The organism is Rhodoferax sp. LB1P47, from assembly GCF_056521445.1.
In genome coordinates this window covers 12,877-39,700 of sequence record NZ_JBWMAU010000004.1, presented here as the reverse complement: position 1 = coordinate 39,700, position 26,824 = coordinate 12,877, and the positions used below count along the sequence as shown (strand labels likewise).

The window sequence follows — 26,824 nt, the reverse complement described above, 5'->3', positions numbered from 1 at the left end:
GCATGACCAACTTCACCAAAAAACTAGCCGCCTGGCTGCACGATCCTGCTGAAAAACAGTTGGTGTTGATGCGTGACCGGGAGGGGCATGAAAACGGCACCTCGCGCCGCCTGCGCCAAGCCTTGGATATTTCATCCAAAGAGTTCGACAAACGTGCTGATTGGCTGGCCGCTGCCGCTGACCGACCCAACTGGCCACGCGGCATCGATGCACCGCGTTACCCAAAGTTTGAGTCCACCCAGTTCAGCAAAGAGCCCGAAATCATCCACCCACTGTCGGGTGAGCGGTTGACGCTCGGCAAGCTCGATTTGGACATTGGCGTAGACCAAATTAAAACCGTCAGCCAAGCCCACTTTGAAAGCCTGATTCAAGGCGATGACGACCGCAAAACCTTTTTGGCTTTTTGGCGCTTTGGCCCCGAGGCCGGACAACAGGCCACTGATCTGGGCGTACTCTGGCCGATGTTGCCCGCCGACTCGCGCACACCAGACCACAGCATCTGGTCGCATGTGGATACCGTGTCCGCCATCCACACTGCGCTGGTGGGCGATGCAGACGGGCCAGACCAACCCGCTTTGCTGGTGATGAGTTTTGGCCCAGTGCAGGGCTTTATTGGTCAAGCACGTTCCACGTCGGATTTGTGGGCCGGTTCGCATTTGCTGTCCAATCTGGTGTGGGAGGCGATGAAGCCTATCGTCAACCACCTGGGGCCGGACGCGATGGTCTTCCCGGCCTTGCGGGGTGTGCCGGTGGTGGACCAGTGGCTGATGGAAGTCGGCGGTGCGGCCTTCACGCAGTTGTTTGAGGAGATTGACTCCGAGCTGCTGTGCGACAACACCGACACCAATCCGCTGTTTGCCGCCAGTTTGCCCAATAAGTTCATGGCCATCGTGCCCTCGCGTCAAGCGGCCGCACTGGCCGAGCGGGCTATTGCCGCCATCCGCGATGCGGCTAAAAAATGGACGATGGAGGCAGTAGAGTTAGCCTTTGGCGCTGCAAAAGTCACTATCACCGATACCACCCGAGCCCAGATTAAGGCGCAGTTAGCCGGTTTTCCCGAAGCCTATTGGGCCGCTGCGTCCTGGCCCACCGGCGGCGACGGCTGCAAAGATGTGTCCGGTGCCAGTACCCGGCTGCACGCGGCGCTGGATGGCATCCACCCCGAGCTTAAAACCCAAGGCATCTTCAAGCCCAGCGTCTGGAGCGTATTGACCCAAGAACTCAAGCTGGATGGTTTGCAGTTCTGGTCACCCAACACCGGCATCCTTTACCCAGCGGTGTACGAGCTGGCCGAGCGCGCACTGGGTGCAGCCAAATCTACCCGTCCTTTTGCCCCCCTATTGGAAGAGGGCCACCGCTGCACCCTGACGGGCGAGGCCGAGTGGATTACAGATGACCGCAGTTTGCTGGGACTGAACCGGCAAGACCGGCAGGCGGCCAGCGTGTGGGGCAAGCTGGCCAAGGTTAAAAAATCTTGGGCCAAGTCCGGCGAGCACCTAGGGGCCATCGCCACCCTGAAACGCCTGTGGCCGACGATGTTTGCCGAACGCGTCAGACAACTCACCGGCGGCAATGTGCGGCGTTTTGTGGTCAGCACCCATGCGCTGGCACTGTCCACCACGCTGGAGAAGCTGGTGAATGCCGACTTGACAACCGACCAACAAGCCGCCTTGCAGGTGCTGGCATCCTTGGCTGGGGAATACGAGAGCGTGACCCTGCCCAAGTCATTGATGCGCAAGTTGCATAAGTTGCCAGAGGCGCAACTAGACACCCTCAAACGCCTGCCGTCTATGTTGGAAGACGCACAAGAGGGCGGCTCCCACCTGAACGCAACCCTGCGCCAACTGCTGGGCGACAACCGGCCCGAAACCTATTACGCACTCATCCTGATGGACGGTGACCGTATGGGCGGCTGGCTGGCGGGCAATGAAGATGCGTACAAACTGGCCTACCGGCAAACTTGGCACACCAAGGTGCTGGTCGAAATGGCCAAGTTTGAGAGCCGTGACAAAAACCTCACCGCCTATCTGGATGCCAAGCGCCCGCTTTCTCCCGCCCGACATGGTGCTATTTCGCAGGCTTTGAACGACTTCTCCACCCGCCTGGCCCGCCATGTGGTGGAAGAGTGTTGCAAAGGCAAGCTGCTGTACGCCGGGGGCGACGACGTACTGGCCCTGGTGGCGGTGGACGACCTGTTTGACTGCATGCAACTGCTGCGGCTGGCCTACAGCGGCATTGCACCCGATGGCAGCATGGGCTTGGAGGCCAGCATTGGCGCACTGCAACCGGGCGGTAGCCGACCGCAACGCAAACTGCTGCTGAAAAACGGCTTTGGTTTGCTAGATGGCCGCTTAATGACCCTGATGGGCCAAAAAGCCACCGCCTCAATGGGTGCGGTGGTGGCCCACCATTCCGCACCGCTGGGCATGGTGTTGCGGGAACTGCGTGCGGCAGAGAGCCGGGCTAAAAACACCGTACGCGGCAAAGATGGTGCAGGCAAAGACATAAACCGCGATGCCTTCTGCCTACGCGTGCTCAAGCGCGGCGGTGGCGAAGTCAGTGTCACCAGCCCTTGGTGGCCAGTGCAAGCCGGACAGCCCAACACCGCCCAAAGCGCCTTGGCCTTGATGAAACAACTGGCCACGCAACTGGCGCTGACCGACTTTTCACGCGGGGCCATTTACCGGGCGCAAATGTGGTTTGAAGGCTTGAGTGATAACGCCAGCGATGCCCAGAACCCCGCATGGCGCGACCAGATGGCCAGTTCGCTAGCCCAGCAGTTCAGCCGGCAACAGGGCGATGCAGCTGTGGCCCGCAGCGTGGTGGATTTTGTTTGCGACGTGATGCAACCCCAGCACCCCAAAACCGCCATCGACAACTTCCTCGTCACCAGCGAATTCTTCGCCCGCGAGGCCCGTGCCTTCCGACCGGACAAAACCGCCCAAACTAAGCCCGCAGCGACAGGAGTTCCCGCATGAGCCGCAGCGCCACCACCTACTACTACGTGCGCCCCACCGATAGCCTGTTTGTACGCGGTAACCTGGCCTTTGGCGACAGTGGCGAACACGGCAGCGCCAGCATGCCACCGCCGCCCTCGCTGTTTGCCGGGGCTTTCCGCTCAGCTTTGCTGGGCCACGATGCCGTCCAACTCGCCGCCTTTTTAGGTGGTGGGCGCTGTACCGACCCGGCGCTGGCGGAGTGCCTGGGCACGCCTGATGTGCCAGGCGACTTCTGCATCACCTGGTTGTCGTTGGCAGGCGACCCCGGCGCAGGCCAAACGCCCGAGGCTATCGCCGCATTGCCAGCGGACTTGCTTATGCTGGACAAGCAATTCGCCACGTTAGAACCGCGTACGGTGCACGAGGGTGTGCAATCCGCAGGGGACTTGCCGCTGCGCGCCACCCTGGTGTCGGCCAAGCAAGAAAAACCTACCGGAGGTATCTTTTTGCGCAGCAAGGGCCTGGCGCAGCACCTACAGGGCCAACGCCCAGCCGCCACCGATAGCCTGGAGGCCAAACACCTGTACCTACGTGACCCGCGGCTGGGCATTGGGCTGAACACCGATGCCCATACCGCCGAGGAAGGGCAGATTTACACCACCGAAGGCTTTGCCTTCAGCCCCGCCAACGGCACCGACGCACCCGTGTTTGCCAGTACTGGCTTTTTGGTCGGCATCCAGGGCATGGGCGTTTTGTTGCCGGAAGCCGGTGTACTGCGCTTGGGAGGCGATGGCCGCAGCGCGCACTACCAACGTGTGGCATTCATCCCGCCCGTGGTTGCGCTGGGCCACGCCAGCCGCTTTCGCCTGCTGCTGCAAACACCGGCCTTGTTCCGCCAAGGCTGGTTGCCGGAGGGCGTGGTTGACCACGAAGGCAGCTTGCGCCTCCAGGGCGACGGTTTTAGTGCCCGGCTGGCCTGCGCCGCGCTGGGGCGGCGCGAGGTGGTCAGCGGTTGGGACCTGTACCACTGGAAACCCAAACCCGCGCAAGCCGCCGCGCCTGCGGGCAGCGTCTACTGGTTTGACGAATTTACAGGCGACCTTGGCAAGCTTGCCGCATGGGTGGATAACGGCCTTTGGCCCGAAGATCAGGCCCACCAACAACCCAGTCGCCGTGCCGAAGGCTACAACCGCGCACTGTTAGGCGCATGGCTTTGATTGCCCATTTATATTTATAGGACCCCCCATGTTTGAAGCATCCCAACTGGTTTTTTACTACGCCATCAGCCCCGTCCACATGGGCGCAGGCAGCGCCATCGGGGCCATCGATAGCCCCATCCAACGTGAGGTGCATACGCAGTACCCCATGTTTGCCGGTAGCGGCTTGAAGGGCGCGCTGCGCCACCATTTCAACCGCGCCTGGCCGCGCAGCGAGGGCGACGACCGCAAACCCAACAGCCTGATCAACCGCATCTTTGGCCCCGACACCAGCGCCTCTGACTATGCAGGTGCCTTGTCGCTCAGCGACGCGCAGTTAGTGGCCTTGCCCGTGCGCTCGCTCAAGGGCGGCTTTGCCTATGTGACCAGCCCGTTGGCGCTGGCCCGGTTGCACCGGTTGGCAACCCAGGCTGGCCACACCCCAGGTTGGACCGTGCCCAGCGCGGCCGAAAACAAGGCGCACACCGCCAGCGCCAACCTGCTACACGGCAAGCAGCTCATTCTGGAAGCTTTTGAGTTCATTGCGGAAGAATCAGCGCCGCTCCAGGCTATCGCCAAGTGGCTGGCCACCCATGCACTGCCGGGTGCCAGTAACCAGTTTTTTGCCGACAAGATGGGTACTGATCTGGTGCTGCTGCACGACACCGACTTTGCCCACTTCGCCCGCCACGCGATGGTCGTGGAGCCGCATGTACGCATTAACGACGACAGCGGCACGGCGGAAGATGGCGGCCTGTTCTACGTGGAAAACCTGCCACCCGAAACCCTGATGGTCGGTTTGGCCCAGGCCAGCATCGAGCGTTTCAAAAAAGGCAGCCCGCCCGCAGTCTCCCTGAATGCTCCCGAGGTGTTGGACAAAGTTTTTGAAGGCGTTGGCGCGCAACTGCCCGGCATTGGCGGCAAACTGCTGCAAATCGGCGGCGATGCCACCACCGGGCGCGGCCTGGTGCAGGTGCAAACCGTATCGGCTAACCCCGTTTGACTATTACAGGAGCCCAAGCCATGCATGCATTTGAGTTTGTTCGTGCCGTGGATGCATCGCATTCCGTCACAGTAGAGCTACCGCCGGATGCCCCTGTGGGGATGGCCAAAATCATCGTGCTGTTTCCAGACCGACCTGCCGATGCGCTAATACCACCATTGCCACTGGCCAATATTGCCGCATTTACCGCATGGCTGGAAACCCAACCTCCCACGGGCCGCAGCGGCGAGGACATTGACCGGCAAATCCGCGCAGAACGCGATAGCTGGGGCGATTAACATGCAGCGCGTCTATTTGGACACCAATATCGTCGTCAGCTATGTGGAGCGCCGCGCTACGCTGTTCACCGCTCTCAAGGCGCGCATGGTGGGGGCCGATGGCACCTCACAGATTCACTGCATCACCAGTGATTTGGTACGTTTAGAGTGCCGCGTTTTTCCGCTGCGCACTGGCGACACCGTGTTGTTGGCACGGTTCGATGCCTTTTTTGATGCCTTCAGCGCCTATTCAGCGCCGTTGGGCAAGGCCGTATTCGACTTGGCAACGACCTTGCGTGCCCAGCACAACCTCAAAACCCCTGATGCTTTGCACCTTGCAGCGGCCATCTGCGCCCAGTGCGATGAATTTTGGTCGAACGACCAGCACCTGGTGAAAGCCGCGCAAAACCACCTGCGCATCGTGACCTTTGAAAGCAACCCATGACCTCAACACTTGACCAAAAACGTGCAGCACTTGCCTGGCAGTACGCCAGCAACGGCATCAAAGACCACGGCAAAGAATATAAAAATCTGGCCAAAGGCGCTCCCGCACTCATCATGAATAGCGGTTTGATGCCGACATTGGCTTTCTATAACGGTAAAGGTATTGCAGCACAGCAACTGTTGGACGATTTGATTCGAGGACTCTCGACGCGACTAGCCGGACAGGATCTCAAGGTTGGGCAAGGTGTGCTGTTTTTTGGAAAATTTATGGAGATGCTGCAAACCAGCGAATCCCGCGACTACCTGCGCTACACCGACGAAGCCCTGGAACTGCTCAAGTGGATTCGCCAGTTTGTCGATGCCGTTGAGCAAAAGGCGGCCTGAGCATGGCACTCCCACAGCGCATAGCTGCCATCCCCCAATACGCCCGCCACGACCTGAAAGAGGCCGCACCCGGCCATCGGTTTCAGTTGTATCTGGAACATTGGCAAGGGCAGGACGGCAACTCTTTCGATCCCTACAAAAAGTCTCGGCCTCAAGGTCCGGAAGAGCGAAACACCCATACCCGCGAAACCGCCAACGTCCTCAAAGACCTGTGCCCCTTGCCTGCATCTAGCGTGGCTGCGCTTCAAGGTATCCGCACCCGCCAGCAAGCCCTATTGGCCCATTACGGCAGCAACGGCTACAGCATCAGCAGCCTGTCCACCGCCCCCTTTGCTACCGGCTTAGGCAACGAGCACCCGATTGAAAACGGCTTTGCCTTCCTCACGCCCTACGGTTTGCCGTATCTGGCGGGCAGCGGTGTCAAAGGCATCCTGCGCCGCGCCATGCAAGAGCTGTATAGCGAGGGTGAAGATGGTTTTACGGTTGAGGCCATCAACGCCCTGTTTGGCCCTGACCCTGAAACCATAGCTAAACCCGAGGACGCACAGCGTGGCGCGCTCGACTTCTGGGACGTGTTCCCCAGCCCCGCAGGCAACAAACTTACGGTAGAAATCATGACCCCGCACTATGGCGGCTACTACCAAAGAGGCGAATCTCCCCACGACTCCGGGGCCCCCGTGCCCGTCAGCTTTTTGGCTGTGCCTGCCAACTCGCAGTTTGACTTTGCCGTGGTCTGCCACGCAACCCGTCTGCCCGCACCGCTGCAAGACCCATGGCGAAGTCTGCTCGACCGCGCTTTCCAGCATGCTTTTGAATGGGTCGGCTTTGGCGCCAAAACCTCGGTGGGCTATGGCGCGATGGCGGAAGACCAGAATGCCAAAAAGCGCAAAGAAACCGGACGGCAAAAGGGACTGGACGACGTGCGTGCAGCGCAAGAGCGACAAGAAAAGGAAGCCGCCAAATCCAAAATGCCCCCGGCTTTGCGTGCCGCACAAGACTTCTTGGACCAGCGGGCCGACAAAAACCAGCCCGAACTCAGCGCACTGATTGGTGCCCTTAAAAAAGGCATATGGAGCGGCGACATACAACTAGAAATTGCCCAGCACACCAAGACGCAGATGGTGGCCGCTAAAAAGTGGAAGGAAGCCTCGGAGAAGAAAAACCCGGCCAAAGACAACGACCACCAAGACACCTTGGCCGTACGCCAGTGTTTGACCGTGCCGAAATGACCGACCAAGAACGGCTTGAATGGACCGATCTCCAAAACGCCCAGACTACGGTCATGGCCCATGTCTGGGACAACCCGGAAGATGCCCTCTGGAACAGCTTGGGGGCAGAGCCCACCCCCACCCCCACCATCCTCCTCTGCACCCTAGGCGCCAGTTGGGCCGTCATACCTGAAACATTTGGCTGGCTGGCCCCTGAGCTGCTCGACACCTATGCCCACCACCCGCAGCGGGCCAGCCTAGATGTACTGCGCGCCCAGCATGGCCTGCGTGCGCCCACGGAGCTCTGGGTTTGCACCACTGAGGGCGTACAAACCCAGGCCAGCTTGCACCAATTGGCGGCATGGTGGCAGCACTTGGGTGCGCCTATGCCTTTGCGTGTGTGGACGGCGGCGGGCACTGACCAATTGGCCAGCCAGGTTGAGTGCGACCACATCCGCGAACTGACCCTGCGCGTCACGCTACTGGCCGCTGAATATGCCGGCCCGCAGGGGCAGCTGTTGCTGTCCCTGTCGGGTGGGCGCAAAACCATGAGCGCAGACCTGCAAAGCGCAGGTACGGTGTTTGGGGCCCATGCTTGGCTGCATGTGGTGGGGCCAGACCCCCTGCCTACTGCACTGGTCGGCCGCACCGACGCCGAAAAAGCCGCCCAACCAACCCTGTTTGCCGCGCCCTTGGCCGCGCACTTAGCCCAGGCCATCACACCCCTGGTAGCTGGTACGGGCCAACGCAACGAACTGCTCGACATCGCCATCGACGGCCAGCGCATCGACGTCCATGCCTACCCAGTGCCGCTGGCACTGAGTGGCCAGCCTTGTGCGTGGCCGCTACCGGCGCAAGGCCACACACTGCACGATGCTTTGGCCCGCCGCCAGCGCGAAAGCAGCCAATTGCTGGGAAACTTTTTGGCCGAAGTCGCGCAAAGCGACCGGCATGAAAACTGGCGCAGCCTGTACCGGCTGGCCCCGGCCCGCATTGCCCACCTGCGCGCTACCGCCCTTGGCCCGCAGCACACCGATTGGCTTACCGCTTTGCCCAAAGCCGACCTGCACCGGCACTTGGGTGGCTGCCTCAGCTTGGACGACCAGCGCACTGTGGCGCAGGCCATCTGGCATAGTTTTAGTAGTCAAATAAGGGTCCAGCGCTTATTAGATGTGCGCGAGCTGCTATTAAAAGAGGAGTGGCTCTGGGGTTGGCCTGCAAGCCTGCACGGGCCACACCGCAGCGCACTAACCGCCGCATTGCTGCTGCACGCTAGCCCTGCACAGCTACAGCACAACCTGTACGACACCACCGCGCCGCGGGTAGCACTCAAAACCGCTGAACATGGTTTTGCTGCTTACGAGCGGCCCGGCGAGCTTAGCGGTTCAGCCCTGCTGGCGCATCCGGCGGCGATTGCGCCCTATGCCCGCGCCATCGTGGCGCAAGCCCGCGCCGAGGGGCTAGCCTACCTAGAGCTGCGCGGTAGCCCGCACAAATACCGCCCGCTGGACCCGGCTGGCTTTTTGCACGACCTGCGCCACGCACTACACGCTGCGGGTGCCCAGGTAGACGCACCCACGGGGCCATACAGTGCCGCCGCACCCCGCATCGGCTTCGTCTGGATACTGGACCGCCGCCAGCGCGACACTTTGGGTGCCGTGGTGACCAACGCCGTGGCCGCCAAAGCCCTGCTGCCCGGCTTCATGCTGGGGCTGGACCTGGCGGGCGACGAAGGCACCCACAACCCGGCCGACCTGGCGCCCGGTTTTGTGCCCGCGTTTGCCGACTGCATGCCGGTCACCATCCACGCAGGGGAGGGTGAAAGCGCCGAAAACATCTGGCAGGCCGCCTACCACCTGCACGCCGACCGCATTGGCCACGGCCTCACGCTGGCCCAGCACCCGCAACTGGCGGCCCGCTTTCGGGACCGGGGCATATGCCTGGAGCTATGCCCCAGCTCCAACCGCGAAGTGGTGGGCTTCTACGATCCGGCCTACCCGGCCACGCAGGGCCTGCCGCACTACCCGCTGCGCGAATTTATCGACAGCGGCCTACCCGTCACCCTGTGTACCGACAACCCCGGCATCTCGCGCACCACGCTGGCAGGCGAATACCTGGCCGCCGCCCGCATGGCCGTAGGCGGGCTCACCCAGTGGGAAGCGCTGGCGCTGGTGCGCCAAGCCTTTGTGCACGCCTTTTTGCCCAGCGACGAGCGTGAACGCCTGCTAAAGACCGTAGACCAGCGCATTTTTACCCAGCTGATTGCCAGCCCCTCACTATGACCCCCGCCACCACCATCCCCCTGGCCCGCTACCGCTTCACCGCCCGCATGCAAGACCCGGTGCGCTTGCCCGACTACGCCGGATCGCTCCTGCGCGGCCAGTTTGGTGCATCCCTGCGCGGCGTAGCCTGCATGACCCGCCAGCCCACCTGCGGCGGATGCCCCCTGCAGGCCACCTGCCCGTACACCCGCATTTTTGAAGCCCTGCCGCCACCCGCGCATACGCTGCAAAAGTTCAGCGCCATCCCCAACGCCTACGTCATCGAGCCGCCCGCCATCCACCAGTCCGACAGCCACGGCGCCCAGCGACCCGACCTACAAGCAGGCGACCCGCTGGTCTTCCACATGGTGCTGGCGGGCGACGCATTGGGGCAACTAGCGTTGGTTGTATTTGCCTGGCAGCGTGCGCTAGCCCAAGGCCTGACTAAAAGCCGCAGCCGCGCCGAACTACACAGCGTGGACTGGATCGACGCGCAGGGCATAGCCCACCCCATTTGGCAGCACACAGCACCAGTGCTGGCTGCACACCCTGCCTACCTAACCTTGGCTGCTACCCAGCCGCTGCAGGCCATCAGCTTGCAAATCCACACACCCATGCGGTTACAGCACCAAGGCAGCCCGCTGCGGCCCCAGCAACTCGCTCCCCGCACCCTAGTGGCCGCGGTGGCCCGCCGGGTAGCGCTAGTGCTGGAGTTTCACGCCCGGCAAACCGACTGGGGCCCAGCCGTACTCGAGGCCGTGCAACACACCGACATCGTCACCGACCACCGCCAACTGCACTGGTTTGACTGGGTCCGCTACTCCAGCCGCCAGCAGCAAGAAATGACCCTGGGTGGCGTGCTCGGCCAATGGACGCTGCACGGCCCCAGCGAAGCCCTGGCGGCGCTTTGGCCCTGGTTCTGGCTGGGCCAGTGGCTGCACGTGGGCAAAAACGCCAGCATGGGCATGGGCGGCTACACCTTACAGACCCAATTCACCGCATCTTCCGATTTGAAAGCCCCGCCATGAAAAGCACTCTCCACATCCTGCTGGTCTCGGCCCAGGCCGCCCCCAATTTGTTGCCCGCTTTAGACCCAGCCCTTAAACCCGATGCGGCCGTGTTGCTGGTCACCCAAAAAATGCAACGCCAGGCCGACACCCTGCAAGCCGTGCTGACCGAATCAGGCATTAAAACCAGCCGCCTCGCATTGGCCGACGAGCACGACTTCGCCAGCATGGAGCTACGCCTGCAAGACATTGCCAGCCAGCATGACGGCGCGGACATCGCCCTCAACCTCACCGGCGGCACCAAACTCATGGCGCTCGCCGCCCAGTCGGTCGCCGACGCCTATGGCTGGAAGATGTTTTACGTCGACCTCGACACCGACTCGGTGATTTGGCTTGGCAAAGGGGCTGCACCCCGGCAAAAACTCACCGCCCAACTGCGCCTGACCCACTACCTGCGCGGCTACGGTTATACCCCTTTGGCCGGGGTCGAACGGCCCCAACCCAGTGCCAAACACACCGTACTGCTGGAGTCGTTGATCGGCCAAATGGGCTCGCTTACCCAGCCTTTGGGGCAACTGAACTACCTGGCCCAGCAAGCCGAAGATCGGCACAGCCTGGCCATCAAACTCACGCCCCAACAGCAAGATAGCCGGGGACTGGACTACCTGCTGCACCTGTTTGAGCAGGCTGGGGCCTTGCAGGTCAGCGGCGATCTGGTTCAATTCAGCAGCGCGGCCGACCTCAGCTTTGTCAAAGGCGGATGGCTTGAACACCACGTATACCGCACCGTGACCGCACTGCATGGCGAACTTGCCCTGCGCGACAAAGCCGCCAACCTGGCCGTCACCGACCCTAGCGGCCTGAAAAACGAAATGGACGTAGCCTTTATGGCCAGCAACCGGCTCTACGTCATTGAATGCAAAACCGCCCGGATGGACAATGAATTGCATCCCAAAGCCAACGACACCCTGTTCAAGTTGGCCGAAATTTGCCGCCGCGTGGGCGGTTTGGGTACCCGCGGCATGCTGGCCAGCTACCGCCCCGTGCGCGACTCCGAGCGCAAACTGGCTGCCGCGTTGAATATTGAACTGGTCTGCGGCCCGGATTTACAACGTCTGCGCGAGCGGGTTGCAATATGGGTCAAGGGCCACCCTCAACCCCCTCAACCCGCTTAAACCAGCGTCCGGCAAGCTTGCCGCACCCAGGTGCGGCCCCAGGCTTGCACACAATCTGGCCATGCCCGCCCGCAACCTTTATTTAGCCGCCTACGACGTATCCGAACCGCGCCGTCTGGCCGCCACACTGCAACTGGTGCGCCGCTACGCCACTGGCGGGCAGCGCTCGGTGCACGAGGTCTACCTCACCCCGTTTGAGCGCACCAGCCTGCTCGAAGACATGGCCGTGCTGCTCAATATGGACACCGACCGCTTCTTGCTACTGCGCCTAGACCCGCGCAGCCGCGTGCTCACACTAGGCATCGCCAAAGCACCCGCCGACCCCGACTACTTCTACATCGGGTGACCTACAAGCCACGGGAGCATACCCGTTAGGTTTGATAGTAAAAAGTGGCATAAGCGCAGTAAATACATGCCAAAAGTGCTATTAAATATGCAGCATTACTGCCTGCCGTTTGGCAAGCTTGCCGCAGCCCGCCAAATCCAGCCCAGGCCGCAAACTAGCCCCAACTTAACAGGATGCGCACCCCGCATATACCGCCATGGCCCTGCTGCTACTCGACCGCGCCCACCTCCAAGTCACCACCGAAGGCGACACCCTGGTACTGCATGAAGCCGGCCAGCGCCGGGGCACCGTACCCATCGGCATGATTGACCGCTGCGTCATCCACGGCGGCAGCACCCGGCTCGACACCAGCGTGCTGCAAAAGCTGGCCGAACACGGCGTAGCCACCGTACTGATGAGCCCACGCACCCAACGCCGCTACGCCATCGTGCTCGGCCCCCAGCACAACGACGCCGCCATCCGCCTAGCCCAAGCCACCCGCGTCATGGACGACACCTGGTGCCGCAGCTGGGCCCTGCACACCGTGCTGGCAAAACTTAGCCGCCAAGCGCGTACCCTGCGCACCCTGCTAGCCCAGCGCCCCGATGCCCGCAAACCCCTGTTTGATGCACTCGCCACCTTGCAGCCCCAGGTAGCCGAACTGAACACTGAATCCGTACAAGCCAACTACCCCAGCCTAGAAACCCTGCGCGGCAGGGAAGGGGCCGGAGCCCGGGCCTACTTTGGAGGCCTGGCTGGCGTATATGCACCCGCATTGCAATTTACCGGCCGCAACCGCCGCCCACCCCGCGACCCGGTAAACGCCTGCCTATCACTCGGTTACACCCTGCTGCATGCCCAAGCCGTACAAGCCTGCATAGCCGCCGGACTGGACCCCTTGCTCGGCTTCTACCACCGCCCCAGCTTTGGCCGCGAAAGCCTGGCCAGCGACCTCATTGAACCCCTGCGCCCCGCCATGGACCTATGGCTCTGGCAACTATTTAAAGACCACACACTACGCCCAGACCACTTTCAAACTGATAAAGGGGCCTGCCTACTCGGTAAAGCCGGTCGCCAAAGCTTCTATGCCGCCTGGGAAAAAGCCGCCCCGCCTTGGCAGCGCTGGCTACGCCAGAACACCCGCCAACTTGCCCAACAACTACGCGAGCAAGGGAAAATATGGGTTGGCCCCGCAGAAGAGCTGGACGATGCAACATGCTAACCACCCTGCAACGCCCTGTAGGTGCCCGCACCCTCTACCTGGCCCACGGCGAGCGCAAACGCGCAAGCGTGACCGACGACAGCCTAGTCATCACCAACCAGCAACTGCAGCGCCAGCGCATCCCCCTGCAACGGGTCGCCCGCATCGTCAGCAGCACCAGCATCGACTGGAGCGGCACCGCCCTGCAAGCCTGCCAAATGCAAGCCATCGCCATAACCTGGATCGACCCCCACGGCCACGCCCTGGGCACACTGTGCCCCCACCACCGCAGCACCTCCAGCATGGCCGTAGCACTCGACCTGCTGCTAGAAACCCCCGAAGGCCTGCAACGCTACCGCCACTGGCAACGCGGTCGGCGCATGGCCGTACTCAACACATGGCGCGCAACCTGCGCCCCCACCCCGCAACCCCAAGAATGGGAGCAAATTAAACGCGACTGGGTCTACGCCGGGCAACACCCCCAGCACCTCCCCATCGACCTACAAGCCCAATGCCTAGCCCTGGTAGCCCAGCAAATGGCGCTAGAACACATACCCTTCGACTGCTTTGGCCCCCACGCCGAGCCGATCGCCCTAGACCACGCACTATGTGACCTGCTGTGGGGCGAAATGAACCTCCAAAGCGGCAGCCTGGCCAGCCAACCCGCGGACCACGCCACCGGCACCCTGCTGTTCGAGCGCTGGCAACAGCGCAACGCCGCTGCTCTACTGGTACACATACGCAGCCTCAACCTGCTAGCCCATAAAGCCTTGCGGCCGGAACCCGTGCAGTAACCCATGGCAACACCGCTGGACCACCCTGTGCCGCGGCATTGGCGTGGGGCGGCGCGCAAAACCACACCACCACCGGCCCCGCATTCCAACCAGCTGCAATAAATCTATGCCCCAACACGCCCCCGCCCGCTGGATCGTTGCCTACGACATAGCCCACCGTCGCCGCTGGGCCCCCATCTACAAACTACTAAAAAAGCACGGCATCCCGCTGCAATACTCCGTGTTTGTGGTCGAAGCCAGCGCCGTGCAAATTAACAGCCTGATGGAACAACTTAAAAAGCTAATAAATCCACGCCAAGACGATATACGCGCATACCGCATGCAAGAATCAGCCGTGTTACACACATTGGGGGCAGCCATCCTGCCAGAAGGCGTCTGGCTCACGGCCAGCACCCCGCCAACGAGTAGAAAAAAAGATTGACTTTTCTCGATGCTGAAAAGCCTGCAACCCCAGCCGCAAGCCCTTGTCAGTCAAGTCTTTTTTGGACAATACAGATAAATCCCCAGCCCTGAATTCAAAGGGATTAAGACACGCTTTTCACATACACTTTTTCACGACTAAGGATAAATCCCCAGCCCTGAATTCAAAGGGATTAAGACGTGGGCATTTTTCTTAATGCTGGGTTCGCCATTGATAAATCCCCAGCCCTGAATTCAAAGGGATTAAGACGTGGTATAATTGGGGGCCTTTTCGGCCTTTTCGATAAATCCCCAGCCCTGAATTCAAAGGGATTAAGACGCTTGGAAATATTTAAGGTCACCGTGGTGGTTGATAAATCCCCAGCCCTGAATTCAAAGGGATTAAGACGTTAGTGGGTGGGATACTGTAGGCAGAACATGATAAATCCCCAGCCCTGAATTCAAAGGGATTAAGACACAATACATCCATCCATATCGTACACAGCAAGGATAAATCCCCAGCCCTGAATTCAAAGGGATTAAGACCAAAGGGATTAAGACTTAATTAGGACTGCGTGTTTGTGTGGTTTCATGATAAATCCCCAGCCCTGAATTCAAAGGGATTAAGACTACTCTCGTGTCGTCGTGTTCTAAGGCAAGCTGTGATAAATCCCCAGCCCTGAATTCAAAGGGATTAAGACCCCATTCCATACTTGACAAACTTGCCAAAAAGGATAAATCCCCAGCCCTGAATTCAAAGGGATTAAGACTTGAAATTTGATGTGCATTTAGATTACCTCTGATAAATCCCCAGCCCTGAATTCAAAGGGATTAAGACTCATCAATAACCGGCAAATCAGGAATATGATAAATCCCCAGCCCTGAATTCAAAGGGATTAAGACCTCAAGCGTGCCCGATTGGTCTACGTGTTCCCGATAAATCCCCAGCCCTGAATTCAAAGGGATTAAGACTCGGCATAGCTGGTGCGCCTTCACCAGCGAAGATAAATCCCCAGCCCTGAATTCAAAGGGATTAAGACATTATCCATAATTATATATTCCTAAAAGGTTAGGATAAATCCCCAGCCCTGAATTCAAAGGGATTAAGACTTGGTTAAATGCCGAGTGCCGATTTGATAGGATAAATCCCCAGCCCTGAATTCAAAGGGATTAAGACAACATATCAATTTCGAGTGTTTGCAGTTTAGGATAAATCCCCAGCCCTGAATTCAAAGGGATTAAGACACCTGCTGGCCATTCACGGTGATGACTTCACGATAAATCCCCAGCCCTGAATTCAAAGGGATTAAGACAAGGCCACCAAGGTCTGTGCATGGGCGGTGTCGATAAATCCCCAGCCCTGAATTCAAAGGGATTAAGACCTGCCCGCCTTAATTACCTCTGCAATCTGCGTGATAAATCCCCAGCCCTGAATTCAAAGGGATTAAGACAGATTCGCTCAAGGACGAACAAAGCCTCCCTGATAAATCCCCAGCCCTGAATTCAAAGGGATTAAGACATAGAGCAGCGTGACGATTTCAGCCGCGCAGACGATAAATCCCCAGCCCTGAATTCAAAGGGATTAAGACCATTCGCCGGGGTTGACTTCAACGGCCTGGGTGATAAATCCCCAGCCCTGAATTCAAAGGGATTAAGACCTTGAGCTGGTCTTTGATGTCGAAAGTGTTGCGATAAATCCCCAGCCCTGAATTCAAAGGGATTAAGACATTTTTTAGTGTCCCTGTTCGGATGGAATATGATAAATCCCCAGCCCTGAATTCAAAGGGATTAAGACATCTTTAGTGCGGAAAAACCCTAAAGAAACGGGATAAATCCCCAGCCCTGAATTCAAAGGGATTAAGACATTTCAATTTCTTGGCCTGGTTTGATATTGTGATAAATCCCCAGCCCTGAATTCAAAGGGATTAAGTTGTCAAGTTCTGTGCCATGAGAGGGGCAGGGCAGGGCGTTCCACCTTCATTTCGTCCTCATCCCCGTACCTCGGAATGGGTGTGGGCGATGTAGGGTTCGGTCTAGTCACTTGCTTCTTCGGGGGCTAGGTCGGGGTAGGCTTGCCTCGTATCACGGGTGTCTCAATGCAAAAAACGTAATAAATGGACATCCGGCGGAACACGCTGTAGCTCTTTGTGTGAATTTGTGTCACGAGAGAGTGGTTTAAATTAAATAAACTGTATATATCGTTTTTTTTAATATTTAGGCGTTTTATGATTTCCATCCGCACGCGTCCTGGCACACAGCCTTTGTCATTGGTTCTCATTTTGGCCATGCGTTTTTGGGGCACGCTCAAGCTGTCCCTGCAACAAAAAAAAATGCGCGAAGTGGGCATGTTTGCCGGTTCTCTGCTGGCGCACGCCCCCCGGTAACGCCGGTCCTGCGGTGCTGCCCGCACCGCCCCTGGCTTGTAAGCCCTATAGCTGCCTGCGCATATTCCATATGCGCAGGCAGCTATATTTTTTGGAGTGAAATAAAAGGCGTAGTGCGGGCTAAACTGCGCCGACACCCCCCACTCCCCGCATGGAATTTTTCACCCTCTCGCTCTTGAACGGCCTTAGCTACGGGATGGTGCTGTTCATGCTGAGCGCGGGACTGACGCTGATCTTCAGCCTGCTGGGCGTGCTGAATCTGGCCCACGCCAGCTTCTACATGCTGGGTGCGTACGCGGCCTACAGCCTGACTTTGCTCGTTGGCTTCTGGCCCGCGTTGCTGCTAGCACCGCTGCTGGTGGGGCTGGTGGGCGCGGGGTTTGAACGATGGGTGCTGCGCCGCGTCCACGCCCACGGCCCCGGGCGGCACAAGGCCGAGATGCTGGTTACCTTTGGCCTAGCCACTGTACTGGGCGAGCTGGTGCAACTGGTGTGGGGGCGCGGCCCGGTGGACTACCGCATTCCCACCACGCTGGCCGGGCCGCTGTTCACACTGTGGGGTACGCCTTTTCCGGCCTACCGGGCCTTTATGGTGCTGGTGGCGCTGGGCATGTGGCTGGCGCTGTGGCTACTGTTCACCCGTACCCGCACCGGCCTGGTGGTGCAGGCCGCGCTGACCCACCCGGATGCCGTGCAGGCCCTGGGCCACAACGTGCCACGCATTTTTATGTGGGTGTTTGGCGGTGGCGCGGCGCTGGCCGGGCTGGCGGGTGTGGTGGGCGGCAACGCATTCGTCACCGAGCCGGGCATGGCGGCCACTGTCGGCTCTGTGGTGTTTGTGGTCGTGGTGGTGGGCGGCATGGGGTCGCTGGCCGGGGCCTTGGGCGCGTCTTTGCTGATCGGCGTGGTACAGACGTTTGCGGTGGGGATGGACGCTGTCAGCCGGTTTGCGCCGCTGCTGCCGTATCTGCTATTGGTTTTGGTGCTGCTGGTGCGTCCGCAAGGGCTGTGGGGGCGGCGTGCGGATTAAGATTGGCGCGGCCGTGTTTGCGCTGGTGCTGCTGGCCGCGCCCTGGGTTTTTAGCAGCAGCCTGGGCCTGAACCTGCTGACGCAAATCGGCATCGCCAGCATCGTCTGCCTGAGCTACAACATCCTGCTGGGGCAGGGCGGGATGCTGAGTTTTGGCCACGCCGTGTATTCCGGCCTGGGTGCTTTTGCCGCCATCCACGCACTGAACGCCGCTGTGCTGCCGGTCAGTCTGGTGCCCATCGTGGGCGGGCTGGCCGGGGCCGGGGTGGCGTTGCTGCTGGGCTGGCTCACGGCGCAAAAGTCCGCCACCACTTTCGCGATGGTGACGCTGGGCCTGGGGGAGCTGGTAGCCGCCTTGGCCTGGCTGCTGCCGCAGGTGTTTGGCGGCGAGGCGGGGGTGTCGGGCAACCGGGTGGCGGGCGCTGCGCCTTTTGGCATCAGCTTCGGGCCGCAACTGCAGGTGTACTACCTGGTCGCCGCCTACACCCTGGTCTGCACCGGGCTGATGTTTGCCTTTACGCTGACCCCGCTGGGCCGCATGCTGAATGCCGTGCGTGATAACCCGGAGCGGGTCGAGTTTGTAGGCTTTGATGCCCAGCGGATTCGCTTTATGGCGGTGGTGATTGCGGGGTTTTTTGCGGGCATTGGCGGCGGGCTGGCGGCGCTGAACTTCGAGACCGTGACCGCCGATGTGCTGGGCAGCCAGCGCTCGGGGGCCTATTTGCTGTTTACCTTTCTGGGCGGAGCGGGCCACTTTTTCGGCCCCGTGGTGGGTGCTGTGCTGATGGTGCTGGCGAATGTGCTGCTCAGTGGCATCACCAAGGCCTGGCTGCTGTACGTGGGGCTGGTATTTATCGGCATGGTGGTGTGGGTGCCCGGCGGGGTGGTTAGCCTGGCCGGGCGGCTGCGCTGGCGCAATCTGCCCCTGGTTGCGGCCTGGGCGCTGGCGTTTACCGGGTTTGCGGCGATGGTGGAGATGGTCTACCAGCTGCAACTGCTGGCGGCGTTGGGGCCGGAGTTGCGCTTTCTGGGCCTGGTGCTGGACGCGACCAGCGGTTTGGACTGGGCTGGGGCTACGGCGGCCTTGGTGGTAGGGGCACTTCTTGGGATGCGCAAATGACCCCCGCGCTGCAACTCATTGCCCTGCGCAAGAACTTCGGCGCGGCGCAGATCATTCGCGGTGCGGATCTGGCCGTGGCCGCAGGCGAGCGCGTGGCCCTGATCGGCCCCAACGGCGCGGGCAAATCCACGCTGTTCAACCTCATCAGTGGCCGCACCGCGCCCAGTAGCGGCCAGATTCTGCTGCACGGGCAAGCCATCCAGGGCAAAAAACCGTTCGACATCTACCGCGTAGGCCTGTCGCGCAGCTTCCAGACCAGCAACCTGTTTGCCCAGCTCAGCGTGTTCGAGAACCTGCGTTGCAGCCTGCTGTGGAGCCGGGGCTACGGCTACAGCTTTTGGCGCTTGCTGGCCGGATTAAAGGATGTGCGGGAGCGGGCCGAGCAGGTGATGGCACAGGTGCAACTTGCGGCCAAACGCGACGTGCTGGCCGCCCACCTGACCTACGCCGAGCAGCGCGCGCTGGAGCTGGGCATCACCATCGCGGGCGGGGCCAGCGTCATCCTGCTGGACGAACCCACGGCAGGCATGGGCGGGCTGGAGGCGGCCCGGTTTGTGCAACTTATTCGCGAGGTGACGCACAATAAAACGCTATTGATAATAGAGCACGATATGCAGGTGGTATATGCGCTGGCCGCCAAAATGGCTGTACTGGTGGCGGGCGAGGTCATTGCCTTCGACACGCCGGATGCCGTGCGCGCCAATCCGCTAGTGCAGGCCGCCTACCTGGGCACGCTGGCCTGATGCTGCAAGTCCAGAATCTGTGCGCCTTCTACGGCCCCGCACCCGTGTTGCACGGGGTGGCGTTCGCCATCCAGCCCGGTGAAACCGTAGCCCTGCTGGGGCGCAACGGTGCGGGCCGCTCCACCACCGCCAAAGCCCTGCTGGGCCTGGTGCGCTGCGAGGGCTCCATCCTGTGGCGCGGCAAGCAACTGGTGGGCCTGCCGCCGTTTGCCATCGCCCAGCAAGGCATTGCCTATGTGGCAGAGGCCCGCGACATCTTTGCGCGCCTGAGCGTGCAACACAACCTGCTGCTCGGCCAAAAAGGCATGGGGCCGTGGACTTTTGATGCCGTCTACCGCCTGTTTCCGCACCTGAAGGCCCGCCAGCACACCCCCGGCGGCGTGCTCTCGGGGGGCGAGCAGCAAATGCTGGCCCTGGGCCGTGCGCTGATGGGCAACCCCCAGTTGCTGGTCATTGACGAGCCCACGGAAGGCCTGGCCCCGCAGGTGGTGGAACAGGTCGCTGCGGCCCTACGCCTGCTTAAAAACCAGGGTGTTGCCGTGCTGCTGGTGGAACAAAAGCAGGCGCTGGCGCTGGAGGTGGCCGACCGGGTGCTGGTGATGGGGCGGGGGCAGATCGTGCTGGATGCCACGCCCGCGCAGTTGCGTGCGGAGACGGCTGTGCGCAGCGAATGGCTTACGGTTTAGCCCGTTTCAACCAGGTGCTGTAGCAGTCTTCGTACCCGGCATCCTCCAGGTCTGCCACGTTCAGCCCCAGGGCCTGCATGGCCCGTGCCGCGTCCTTGTCCTGGCGTGCAGCGTGCAGATCGATGTCTTCCGGGTCCAGCAGCCAGGCATGGCGAATTCGCCGGTCCTGGGCGCGCGCCAGCATGTCGGCAAGCGCCCAGGCGGGCTGCAAGCTGGAGATGCCTTGCACCACCTGCGTCACCCCGGGAGTCACCGCCCGGAACCAGGTGGCGGTGCGGGTGCCCAAGGCGTAGCCGGGCAGCGTGTACTGGCCGCTCCCGGTGGGCACGGCCACTTCGGTGACCGTGGCAATCTGGGTGGTCCAACCGGCATCGCGCAGCACATCCACACCCACCTTGACCGCGCGGGGAAAGGCCCGGCGCAATGCCAGATCGGGGTGGACATGCCGGTTGCGCACCAGGTTCATGTGCACGTCCGAGCGCCCCCCCAAGGAGCGCACCAGCCCCGCCTTGCGCCACTGGGCCAGGTAACTAGAGGCGATGGCCGAGGTCCAGCCGCACAGGATGGTCAAGTCGCTGCCGGTGAAGACATCCGGGATCTGCAGCAAGCGCTGGCTGGCCGAGGTGTAGCTCATAGCTGGCTAGCGATAGTTTGCATGTCGTGCAGGCCGGTTTCCAGATAGCCGAAGGCAACCTCCACCATATTTGCCGCCACCTGCGCATCCATTGGCCAGGAGGACGGCAGCCAGCGTTGCAAGTCGGCGGCCACGGTGCTGGCCGTGGCGGGTGCACGCAGATCGGCAAGGCGCAGCGCGGCGTTGTCCAGCCAGGCCTGGGCCGTGGCGGCCATACCGCCACTGTCTGCCGGATAAATTGCCAGCCGGGTGCGCAGGGCATCGGGCGGCAGAGGCACGGTGTGTTTATCGTGTAGCCACCACAGGTCAAAGATGTCCCGGGGTTTGATGCGTTTGCGCGCCCCCAGCGCATAGACCTTGTCGGCCAATATTTCGGGCAGGGTGAGCGTGGGTACGAAGGCCTGACCCGCGCTGGATGCCACGGTGGACACCACGAGCCGCAATGATTTCAGCGCGGCTGCATCGGTGGTCCATAGCTCAATCTTGACCTTCACGCTGTGCAGCACGCTGGGGCCGCTGAGCGTGACGTAAAAAATGTGGGGGTTGCGGGCATCGCGGCCAGGGGTCACAGATACCTGCAAGTCGGCCGGAATGTCCGCTGGCAGCCGCAGCTTTTTTTGTACTTCTTTGGACAGCCCGTCCATCGACAAACCCCCACGCACCATGAAGTCCAGGTCTTCGCTGAAACGGGCCGAGCCGTGCGCCAAGTGCAATGATGTGCCGCCCTGGAAGGCGATGTCGCCGGGCTCCCAGCGGCGGGAATCCATCAACGCCGCGAGGGTGGCGGTTTGCAGGATGGCCCGCAGACGGATCTGGTCAAACGCAGATAGAGAGCGCTTCTTTGTCACCATAGATATGCCTTATTAATGTATGAATTATTACATTAACAGTGGCTATTATAAAGAACTGATGGGCCTCGCATTTCCTGTCCCAACTGGGACAAACCAGCTCACACCCCGTCACGCAAGCACCCTAGAATAAAAATCGAACGATCGTTCTATTTCAACTTCGAGGTGTACGCATGACGGCTCCCAACCCTTCCTCCCCCGTTCTTTACCAAGTCCACGGCAACATCGCTGTGATCACGCTGAACAACCCGCCGGTCAACGGCTTGGGCTTGGCAACCCGCCGCGCCGTGACCGGCGGGCTGGCGCAGGCAAATGCCGATGCCAATGTAGCGGCCATCGTCCTCACCGGCGCGGGCAAGGCGTTTTCGGGCGGGGCGGACATCAAGGAATTCGACACGCCGCAGGCGATGCAGGAGCCGAATCTGCTGAGCATGATTTTGGCCATCGAGCACTCGGCCAAGCCGGTCATTGCGGCCATCCACTCGGTGTGCATGGGCGGCGGGCTGGAGACGGCTTTGGGTTGCCACTACCGCATTGCCGCACCCGGCTGCAATGTGGCGCTGCCCGAGGTCAAGCTCGGGCTGATCCCCGGCGCGGGCGGCACGCAGCGGCTGCCCCGGGTGCTGGGGGTGGAGGCGGCGCTGAACATGATCGTCAGCGGCGAACCGGTCAAGAGCGAGCTGCTGGCATCGCTGCCCGGCCAAAAGCTGTTTGACAAACTGGCCGCGTCGGCAGATTCGCTGATGGAAGAAGCCCTGGCCTTCGCCCAAACGGTTGCCGACGTGCGCCCCTTGCCGCTGGTGCGCAATTTGAAATGCAAGCACCCGCAGGGCGATGCCTACTTTCAGTTTGCCCGCAACATGGTCAAAGGCATGGCGAAGAACTACCCGGCCCCGCTGAAGTGCGTGGACGCGGTGGAGGCCGCCACCAAGCAAAAGTTTGACGCCGGCATGGCGTTTGAACTCAGCACCTTCTTGAACCTGATGTGGAGCCCCGAGAGCCGCGCCCTGCGGCACATCTTTGCGGCCGAGCGTGCAGCCTCTAAAGTGCCTGACGTGCCCGCCGATACTGCGCAACGTGCTATTAACAGCATAGCAGTCATCGGCGCTGGCACGATGGGCGGCGGCATTGCCATGAACTTCCTGAACGCGGGCATTCCGGTGAAGATGCTGGAGGCCAAGCCCGAAGCGCTGGAGCGCGGCGTGGCCACCATCCGCAAAAATTACGCGTCGCAAGTCACCAAGGGCAAGCTCACACAAGAAAAGCTAGACCAGCGGATGGCCCTGCTAAGCACCACGCTGAATTACGACGACCTGGGCGAGGCCGACATGGTGATCGAAGCCGTGTTTGAAGACATGGGCGTCAAAAAAGCCGTGTTCCAAGAGCTGGACCGCGTGATGAAACCCGGCGCGATTCTGGCCAGCAACACCTCCACGCTGGACCTGGACCAGATCGCTAATTTCACCCAACGCCCGCAAGACGTGGTGGGCACGCATTTCTTCAGCCCTGCCAATGTGATGAAGCTGCTGGAAGTGGTGCGCGGCCAAGCCACCGCCAAAGACGTGCTGGCCACCGTGCTGGCGCTGGGCAAGAAGATCAAGAAAACCTCGGTGGTATCCGGCGTGTGCGATGGCTTTATCGGCAACCGCATGATCGAGCAATATGGCCGGCAGGCGGGCTTTTTGCTGGACGAAGGCTGCACTCCCGCACAGGTGGACAAGGCGATGGAAAAGTTCGGCATGGCGATGGGCCCGTTCCGCATGGGCGACCTGGCAGGCAACGACATCGGCTGGGCCATCCGCAAACGCAAGTACGTGGAACAACCCGGCCAGAAGCACAGCAAAACAGCGGATCTGCTGTGCGAGATGGGCCGCTTTGGCCAGAAGACCGGCGCGGGCTGGTACGACTACCAAACGGGCAAGCGCGATGCGATGCCTAGCGCGTTGGTCGAGAAGATGGTGACGGATCACCGTGCGTCGCTAGGCACCACGCCGCGCAAAATTGGTGACGAAGAGATCGTGCAGCGCCTGGTGTTTGCGATGGTGAACGAGGCCGCGCACATTCTGGAGGAGGGCATTGCCTCCAAATCCGGCGACATCGACATGGTGTATCTCACCGGCTACGGCTTCCCGATTTACCGGGGTGGCCCCATGCACTACGCCAATGAGATCGGGCTGTTCAACGTGGTGCAGGCCATGCAGCGCTTCGCCCAGAACCCGCTGGACGATGCCGCCTTTTGGACTCCCGCGCCCTTGCTGGCACGCCTGGCCGCCGACGGCCAAACCTTCATCTAAGGAATACAGAACATGACCGCCGCCGTAATCGTTTCCACCGCCCGCACCCCCTTGGCCAAAAGCTGGAAGGGCTCTTTCAACATGACCCACGGGGCCACCCTGGGCGGCCACGCCGTGCAGCACGCCATCCAGCGTGCAGGGATAGAGGCCGCAGAGGTCGATGACGTGATCATGGGCTGCGCCACGCCCGAGGGGGCCACCGGGGCCAATATCGCCCGCCAGATCGCCCTGCGCGCAGGCTGCCCGGTGACGACATCGGGTGTCACCGTGAACCGTTTTTGCTCGTCCGGCCTGCAAACCATTGCGATGGCTGCGCAGCGCATCATTGCCAACGAGGGCGATGTGTATGTGGCGGGCGGGGTGGAGAGCATTTCCTGCGTGCAGCAAGAGATGAACACCCACATGCTCACCGACCCCTGGCTGGTCAAAAACAAGCCCGAGATCTACTGGAACATGCTGCAAACCGCCGAGCTGGTGGCCCAGCGCTACGGCATCGGCCGCGAACAGATGGACGCCTACGGCGCGGCCAGCCAGCAGCGGGCCGTGGCTGCGCAGGCTGCCGGGCTGTTTGCCGCCGAGATTGCGCCCATCACGGTGACGATGGGCGTGGCCGACAAAGTACGCGGTTTGATGACCAAGGAAGTGACCGTGAGCCAGGACGAAGGCATCCGCGACGGCACCACGGCCGAGGGCATTGCCGGGCTGCGCTCAGCCATGCCGGGCGGCTTGATCACGGCGGGCAACGCCAGCCAGTTCTCTGACGGCGGCGGCGCGGTGGTGGTGATGAACGAGACCCTGGCCAGCCAGCGCGGGCTGCAGCCGCTGGGCCGCTTTTTGGGCTTTGCGGTGGCGGGCTGCGAGCCGGACGAAATGGGCATTGGCCCCGTGTTCGCCATCCCCAAAGTGCTCAAGCGCCTGGGCTTGAAGGTCAGCGACATCGACCTGTGGGAGCTGAACGAAGCCTTCGCCGTGCAGGTGATCTACTGCCGCGACAAGCTGGGCATCCCCGCCGACCGCCTGAACGTGAACGGTGGCGCCATTGCCGTGGGCCACCCCTACGGCGTGAGCGGCCAGCGCCTGACCGGCCACGCGCTGATCGAAGGCAAGCGGCGCGGCGCCAAGCGGGTCTGCGTCACCATGTGCATAGGCGGCGGCATGGGCGCGGCGGGCGTCTTTGAAGTACTATAAAAATAGTAGCTGCTGGCGCATATACCACCTGCGCTAGCAGCCTTTTTCTTGTAAATATGGCGTACGACCAGCCACGGGGTTACAGTGCGCCCATGTTCACCGAAAAAACCATTTCCCGGGTCGAAAACACCATCTGGATCTTGCTGTACGGCGGGCTGCTGACGCTGGTGCTGGGCCTGTTTACCCAGCGGGCCGACGATGACCTAGGGCTAGCCCTGGTGGTGTGGGGCGGCATTGCGGCGGCCCTGGGGGCGGTTTTGATTTACCTGCGTTCGCGGATGAATTCGCACCAAAAATAACGGAGACCCCCATGGCCGACCTGATCTTGCACCACTACAAAACCTCGCCCTTTGCCGAAAAAATCCGCCGGGTGCTGGCCTTCAAACAACTTGCTTGGCAGTCGGTCAACGTGCCGCCCATAGCACCCAAGCCGGATGTCGAGGCGCTCACAGGCGGCTACCGTAAAACCCCCATTCTGCAAATCGGGGCCGACATCTACTGCGACACCGCCCTGATCTGCGATGTGCTGGAGCACCGCCAGCCCACGCCATCCCTGTCGCCCGCCACCCACAAAGGGCTGGCACGGGTGCTGGCGCAGTGGGCCGACACCACGCTGTTCACCACGGCGATGGCCTACAACTTCCAGCCCAAGGGCCGCGAACAGATGTTTGGTCAAGTGCCGCCCGGCTTCGCCCAGGCCTTTGCCGACGACCGGGCCAAGATGGTCGGCAGCGCCCCGCGCATCCGGGTGGGGGACGCCACCACGGCCTACAAATCCTATTTGCGCCGCTTGGCCACCATGCTGGAAGACCAGCCGTTTCTGGTGGGCCATGTGGCCTGTCTGGCCGACTTTGCGGCCTACGCGCCGCTGTGGTTCACCCGGGTGCATGTGTCCGGTATTGCAGGCATTTTGGATGCCACCCCCAGCGTGCTTGCCTGGATGGACCGCATGGCCGGATTTGCCCAGAGCGAGGCCGGACGGCTGACTGCGGCGGACGCAATTGCCGTGGCGGCTGCGGCTTCGCCGGTGGCCCTGGCGGACGAGGTGTTCCAGGACGACCACGGCATCCCGCTGGGCAGCCAGGTCCGCATCCACGCCGAGAGCTTTGGCACCGAGGCTACGGAAGGCGCACTGGTGGCCGCCACCCGCATGCACATGACGCTGCGCCGGGTGGACGCGCGGGCGGGCACGGTGCATGTGCACTTTCCGCGTATCGGCTACGTGCTGCGGGCAGCGTAATGTAGGCTGGATGGTGGGGTAGGGCGTAGTAAGCTGCGCCCGTATCCATGAAAACGGGAGGATC

Annotated in this window: 25 protein-coding genes and 1 CRISPR repeat array; of the genes, 23 read left to right on the top strand and 2 right to left on the bottom strand. The window is 61.3% G+C overall.

Annotated elements, in window-relative coordinates:
* The first annotated feature begins 2 nt into the window (after window positions 1-2).
* The 19 genes from cas10 (at window position 3) to AC0969_RS06740 (ending at window position 20,556) form a co-directional block, all read left to right on the top strand.
* Window positions 3-2,978 (top strand): type III-B CRISPR-associated protein Cas10/Cmr2, encoded by a 2,976-nt coding sequence (gene cas10, locus AC0969_RS06830; RefSeq protein WP_479623396.1) that lies wholly within the window; start codon window positions 3-5, stop codon window positions 2,976-2,978.
* Window positions 2,975-4,156 (top strand): type III-B CRISPR module-associated Cmr3 family protein, encoded by a 1,182-nt coding sequence (locus AC0969_RS06825; protein ID WP_479623395.1) that lies wholly within the window; start codon window positions 2,975-2,977, stop codon window positions 4,154-4,156. Before cas10 ends, AC0969_RS06825 begins: the two co-directional genes overlap by 4 nt.
* A gap of 28 nt (window positions 4,157-4,184) precedes the next feature.
* The gene (gene cmr4, locus AC0969_RS06820; protein WP_479623394.1) at window positions 4,185-5,138 is read left to right on the top strand and encodes a type III-B CRISPR module RAMP protein Cmr4; all 954 of its coding nucleotides are present in this window, start codon (window positions 4,185-4,187) and stop codon (window positions 5,136-5,138) included.
* Between the two features lie 20 nt (window positions 5,139-5,158).
* Window positions 5,159-5,416, top strand: coding sequence for a hypothetical protein (locus AC0969_RS06815; RefSeq protein WP_479623393.1), 258 nt, complete (start codon window positions 5,159-5,161; stop codon window positions 5,414-5,416).
* Window position 5,417: 1 nt separating this feature from the next.
* On the top strand, window positions 5,418-5,840 hold the full coding sequence (locus tag AC0969_RS06810; protein ID WP_479623392.1) for a type II toxin-antitoxin system VapC family toxin: 423 nt from the start codon (window positions 5,418-5,420) through the stop codon (window positions 5,838-5,840).
* Entirely contained in the window at window positions 5,837-6,223 is a 387-nt protein-coding gene (gene cmr5 / locus AC0969_RS06805; protein ID WP_479623391.1) for a type III-B CRISPR module-associated protein Cmr5, read from the top strand. The genes AC0969_RS06810 and cmr5 overlap by 4 nt, the downstream gene beginning before the upstream one ends.
* A 2-nt stretch (window positions 6,224-6,225) precedes the next feature.
* Window positions 6,226-7,452 carry a type III-B CRISPR module RAMP protein Cmr6 gene (gene cmr6, locus AC0969_RS06800; RefSeq protein ID WP_479623390.1) on the top strand — a complete coding sequence of 409 codons (1,227 nt, stop codon included), beginning with the start codon at window positions 6,226-6,228 and terminating at the stop codon, window positions 7,450-7,452.
* Entirely contained in the window at window positions 7,449-9,713 is a 2,265-nt protein-coding gene (locus AC0969_RS06795) for a hypothetical protein (protein WP_479623389.1), read from the top strand. Before cmr6 ends, AC0969_RS06795 begins: the two co-directional genes overlap by 4 nt.
* Window positions 9,710-10,720, top strand: a complete 1,011-nt coding sequence (gene cas6, locus AC0969_RS06790; protein WP_479623388.1) for a CRISPR system precrRNA processing endoribonuclease RAMP protein Cas6 — start codon at window positions 9,710-9,712, stop codon at window positions 10,718-10,720. The genes AC0969_RS06795 and cas6 overlap by 4 nt, the downstream gene beginning before the upstream one ends.
* Complete coding sequence (locus tag AC0969_RS06785) at window positions 10,717-11,874, top strand: Card1-like endonuclease domain-containing protein (RefSeq protein WP_479623387.1); 1,158 nt, start codon at window positions 10,717-10,719, stop codon at window positions 11,872-11,874. The genes cas6 and AC0969_RS06785 overlap by 4 nt, the downstream gene beginning before the upstream one ends.
* A 61-nt stretch (window positions 11,875-11,935) precedes the next feature.
* Window positions 11,936-12,220, top strand: coding sequence for a CRISPR-associated endonuclease Cas2 (locus tag AC0969_RS06780; protein ID WP_479623386.1), 285 nt, complete (start codon window positions 11,936-11,938; stop codon window positions 12,218-12,220).
* Window positions 12,221-12,416: 196 nt separating this feature from the next.
* Entirely contained in the window at window positions 12,417-13,421 is a 1,005-nt protein-coding gene (gene cas1, locus AC0969_RS06775; RefSeq protein WP_479623385.1) for a CRISPR-associated endonuclease Cas1, read from the top strand.
* The gene (locus tag AC0969_RS06770; RefSeq protein ID WP_479623384.1) at window positions 13,415-14,194 is read left to right on the top strand and encodes a CRISPR-associated endonuclease Cas1; all 780 of its coding nucleotides are present in this window, start codon (window positions 13,415-13,417) and stop codon (window positions 14,192-14,194) included. Before cas1 ends, AC0969_RS06770 begins: the two co-directional genes overlap by 7 nt.
* Window positions 14,195-14,300: 106 nt before the next feature.
* A complete protein-coding gene (cas2, locus tag AC0969_RS06765; RefSeq protein WP_479623383.1) occupies window positions 14,301-14,615 on the top strand; it encodes a CRISPR-associated endonuclease Cas2 in 315 nt (104 codons plus the stop codon).
* Between the two features lie 73 nt (window positions 14,616-14,688).
* Window positions 14,689-16,525: a CRISPR direct-repeat array (repeat unit 37 nt; unit sequence GATAAATCCCCAGCCCTGAATTCAAAGGGATTAAGAC).
* 329 nt (window positions 16,526-16,854) lie between these two features.
* On the top strand, window positions 16,855-16,977 hold the full coding sequence (locus AC0969_RS06760) for a hypothetical protein (protein WP_479623382.1): 123 nt from the start codon (window positions 16,855-16,857) through the stop codon (window positions 16,975-16,977).
* Window positions 16,978-17,128: 151 nt separating this feature from the next.
* Window positions 17,129-18,007: a branched-chain amino acid ABC transporter permease gene (locus AC0969_RS06755; RefSeq protein WP_479623381.1), complete on the top strand. Its 879-nt coding sequence runs from the start codon at window positions 17,129-17,131 to the stop codon at window positions 18,005-18,007.
* On the top strand, window positions 17,997-19,127 hold the full coding sequence (locus tag AC0969_RS06750) for a branched-chain amino acid ABC transporter permease (RefSeq protein WP_479623380.1): 1,131 nt from the start codon (window positions 17,997-17,999) through the stop codon (window positions 19,125-19,127). The genes AC0969_RS06755 and AC0969_RS06750 overlap by 11 nt, the downstream gene beginning before the upstream one ends.
* Complete coding sequence (locus tag AC0969_RS06745; RefSeq protein ID WP_479623379.1) at window positions 19,124-19,870, top strand: ABC transporter ATP-binding protein; 747 nt, start codon at window positions 19,124-19,126, stop codon at window positions 19,868-19,870. Before AC0969_RS06750 ends, AC0969_RS06745 begins: the two co-directional genes overlap by 4 nt.
* Window positions 19,870-20,556 (top strand): ABC transporter ATP-binding protein, encoded by a 687-nt coding sequence (locus AC0969_RS06740; RefSeq protein WP_479623378.1) that lies wholly within the window; start codon window positions 19,870-19,872, stop codon window positions 20,554-20,556. Before AC0969_RS06745 ends, AC0969_RS06740 begins: the two co-directional genes overlap by 1 nt.
* On the opposite strand, the gene AC0969_RS06735 is transcribed toward AC0969_RS06740, so the two are convergent.
* Window positions 20,546-21,190, bottom strand: coding sequence for a hypothetical protein (locus AC0969_RS06735; RefSeq protein ID WP_479623377.1), 645 nt, complete (start codon window positions 21,188-21,190; stop codon window positions 20,546-20,548). The genes AC0969_RS06740 and AC0969_RS06735 overlap by 11 nt on opposite strands.
* The gene (locus tag AC0969_RS06730; protein ID WP_479623376.1) at window positions 21,187-22,041 is read right to left on the bottom strand and encodes a nucleotidyl transferase AbiEii/AbiGii toxin family protein; all 855 of its coding nucleotides are present in this window, start codon (window positions 22,039-22,041) and stop codon (window positions 21,187-21,189) included. The genes AC0969_RS06735 and AC0969_RS06730 overlap by 4 nt, the downstream gene beginning before the upstream one ends.
* Before the next feature lie 170 nt (window positions 22,042-22,211).
* Here AC0969_RS06730 and AC0969_RS06725 point away from each other — a divergent pair, with 170 nt between their 5' ends.
* From AC0969_RS06725 to AC0969_RS06710, 4 genes are all read left to right on the top strand, one after another.
* On the top strand, window positions 22,212-24,332 hold the full coding sequence (locus AC0969_RS06725; RefSeq protein ID WP_479623375.1) for a 3-hydroxyacyl-CoA dehydrogenase NAD-binding domain-containing protein: 2,121 nt from the start codon (window positions 22,212-22,214) through the stop codon (window positions 24,330-24,332).
* A gap of 12 nt (window positions 24,333-24,344) precedes the next feature.
* Window positions 24,345-25,520 carry an acetyl-CoA C-acyltransferase gene (locus tag AC0969_RS06720; protein WP_479623374.1) on the top strand — a complete coding sequence of 392 codons (1,176 nt, stop codon included), beginning with the start codon at window positions 24,345-24,347 and terminating at the stop codon, window positions 25,518-25,520.
* 92 nt (window positions 25,521-25,612) lie between these two features.
* Complete coding sequence (locus tag AC0969_RS06715) at window positions 25,613-25,819, top strand: hypothetical protein (RefSeq protein WP_479623373.1); 207 nt, start codon at window positions 25,613-25,615, stop codon at window positions 25,817-25,819.
* An 11-nt stretch (window positions 25,820-25,830) separates the two neighbouring features.
* Window positions 25,831-26,760 carry a glutathione S-transferase family protein gene (locus tag AC0969_RS06710; protein WP_479623372.1) on the top strand — a complete coding sequence of 310 codons (930 nt, stop codon included), beginning with the start codon at window positions 25,831-25,833 and terminating at the stop codon, window positions 26,758-26,760.
* Window positions 26,761-26,824 lie beyond the last annotated feature (64 nt).

What these genes read in the sequence shown, in the direction of transcription:
- cas10 (WP_479623396.1), top strand. Translation starts at nt 3, where the DNA reads ATGACCAACTTCACCAAAAAACTAGCCGCCTGGCTGCACGATCCTGCT.
- AC0969_RS06825 (WP_479623395.1), top strand. Translation starts at nt 2,975, where the DNA reads ATGAGCCGCAGCGCCACCACCTACTACTACGTGCGCCCCACCGATAGC.
- cmr4 (WP_479623394.1), top strand. Translation starts at nt 4,185, where the DNA reads ATGTTTGAAGCATCCCAACTGGTTTTTTACTACGCCATCAGCCCCGTC.
- AC0969_RS06815 (WP_479623393.1), top strand. Translation starts at nt 5,159, where the DNA reads ATGCATGCATTTGAGTTTGTTCGTGCCGTGGATGCATCGCATTCCGTC.
- AC0969_RS06810 (WP_479623392.1), top strand. Translation starts at nt 5,418, where the DNA reads ATGCAGCGCGTCTATTTGGACACCAATATCGTCGTCAGCTATGTGGAG.
- cmr5 (WP_479623391.1), top strand. Translation starts at nt 5,837, where the DNA reads ATGACCTCAACACTTGACCAAAAACGTGCAGCACTTGCCTGGCAGTAC.
- cmr6 (WP_479623390.1), top strand. Translation starts at nt 6,226, where the DNA reads ATGGCACTCCCACAGCGCATAGCTGCCATCCCCCAATACGCCCGCCAC.
- AC0969_RS06795 (WP_479623389.1), top strand. Translation starts at nt 7,449, where the DNA reads ATGACCGACCAAGAACGGCTTGAATGGACCGATCTCCAAAACGCCCAG.
- cas6 (WP_479623388.1), top strand. Translation starts at nt 9,710, where the DNA reads ATGACCCCCGCCACCACCATCCCCCTGGCCCGCTACCGCTTCACCGCC.
- AC0969_RS06785 (WP_479623387.1), top strand. Translation starts at nt 10,717, where the DNA reads ATGAAAAGCACTCTCCACATCCTGCTGGTCTCGGCCCAGGCCGCCCCC.
- AC0969_RS06780 (WP_479623386.1), top strand. Translation starts at nt 11,936, where the DNA reads ATGCCCGCCCGCAACCTTTATTTAGCCGCCTACGACGTATCCGAACCG.
- cas1 (WP_479623385.1), top strand. Translation starts at nt 12,417, where the DNA reads ATGGCCCTGCTGCTACTCGACCGCGCCCACCTCCAAGTCACCACCGAA.
- AC0969_RS06770 (WP_479623384.1), top strand. Translation starts at nt 13,415, where the DNA reads ATGCTAACCACCCTGCAACGCCCTGTAGGTGCCCGCACCCTCTACCTG.
- cas2 (WP_479623383.1), top strand. Translation starts at nt 14,301, where the DNA reads ATGCCCCAACACGCCCCCGCCCGCTGGATCGTTGCCTACGACATAGCC.
- AC0969_RS06755 (WP_479623381.1), top strand. Translation starts at nt 17,129, where the DNA reads ATGGAATTTTTCACCCTCTCGCTCTTGAACGGCCTTAGCTACGGGATG.
- AC0969_RS06745 (WP_479623379.1), top strand. Translation starts at nt 19,124, where the DNA reads ATGACCCCCGCGCTGCAACTCATTGCCCTGCGCAAGAACTTCGGCGCG.
- AC0969_RS06740 (WP_479623378.1), top strand. Translation starts at nt 19,870, where the DNA reads ATGCTGCAAGTCCAGAATCTGTGCGCCTTCTACGGCCCCGCACCCGTG.
- AC0969_RS06735 (WP_479623377.1), bottom strand. Translation starts at nt 21,190, where the DNA reads ATGAGCTACACCTCGGCCAGCCAGCGCTTGCTGCAGATCCCGGATGTC.
- AC0969_RS06730 (WP_479623376.1), bottom strand. Translation starts at nt 22,041, where the DNA reads ATGGTGACAAAGAAGCGCTCTCTATCTGCGTTTGACCAGATCCGTCTG.
- AC0969_RS06725 (WP_479623375.1), top strand. Translation starts at nt 22,212, where the DNA reads ATGACGGCTCCCAACCCTTCCTCCCCCGTTCTTTACCAAGTCCACGGC.
- AC0969_RS06720 (WP_479623374.1), top strand. Translation starts at nt 24,345, where the DNA reads ATGACCGCCGCCGTAATCGTTTCCACCGCCCGCACCCCCTTGGCCAAA.
- AC0969_RS06715 (WP_479623373.1), top strand. Translation starts at nt 25,613, where the DNA reads ATGTTCACCGAAAAAACCATTTCCCGGGTCGAAAACACCATCTGGATC.
- AC0969_RS06710 (WP_479623372.1), top strand. Translation starts at nt 25,831, where the DNA reads ATGGCCGACCTGATCTTGCACCACTACAAAACCTCGCCCTTTGCCGAA.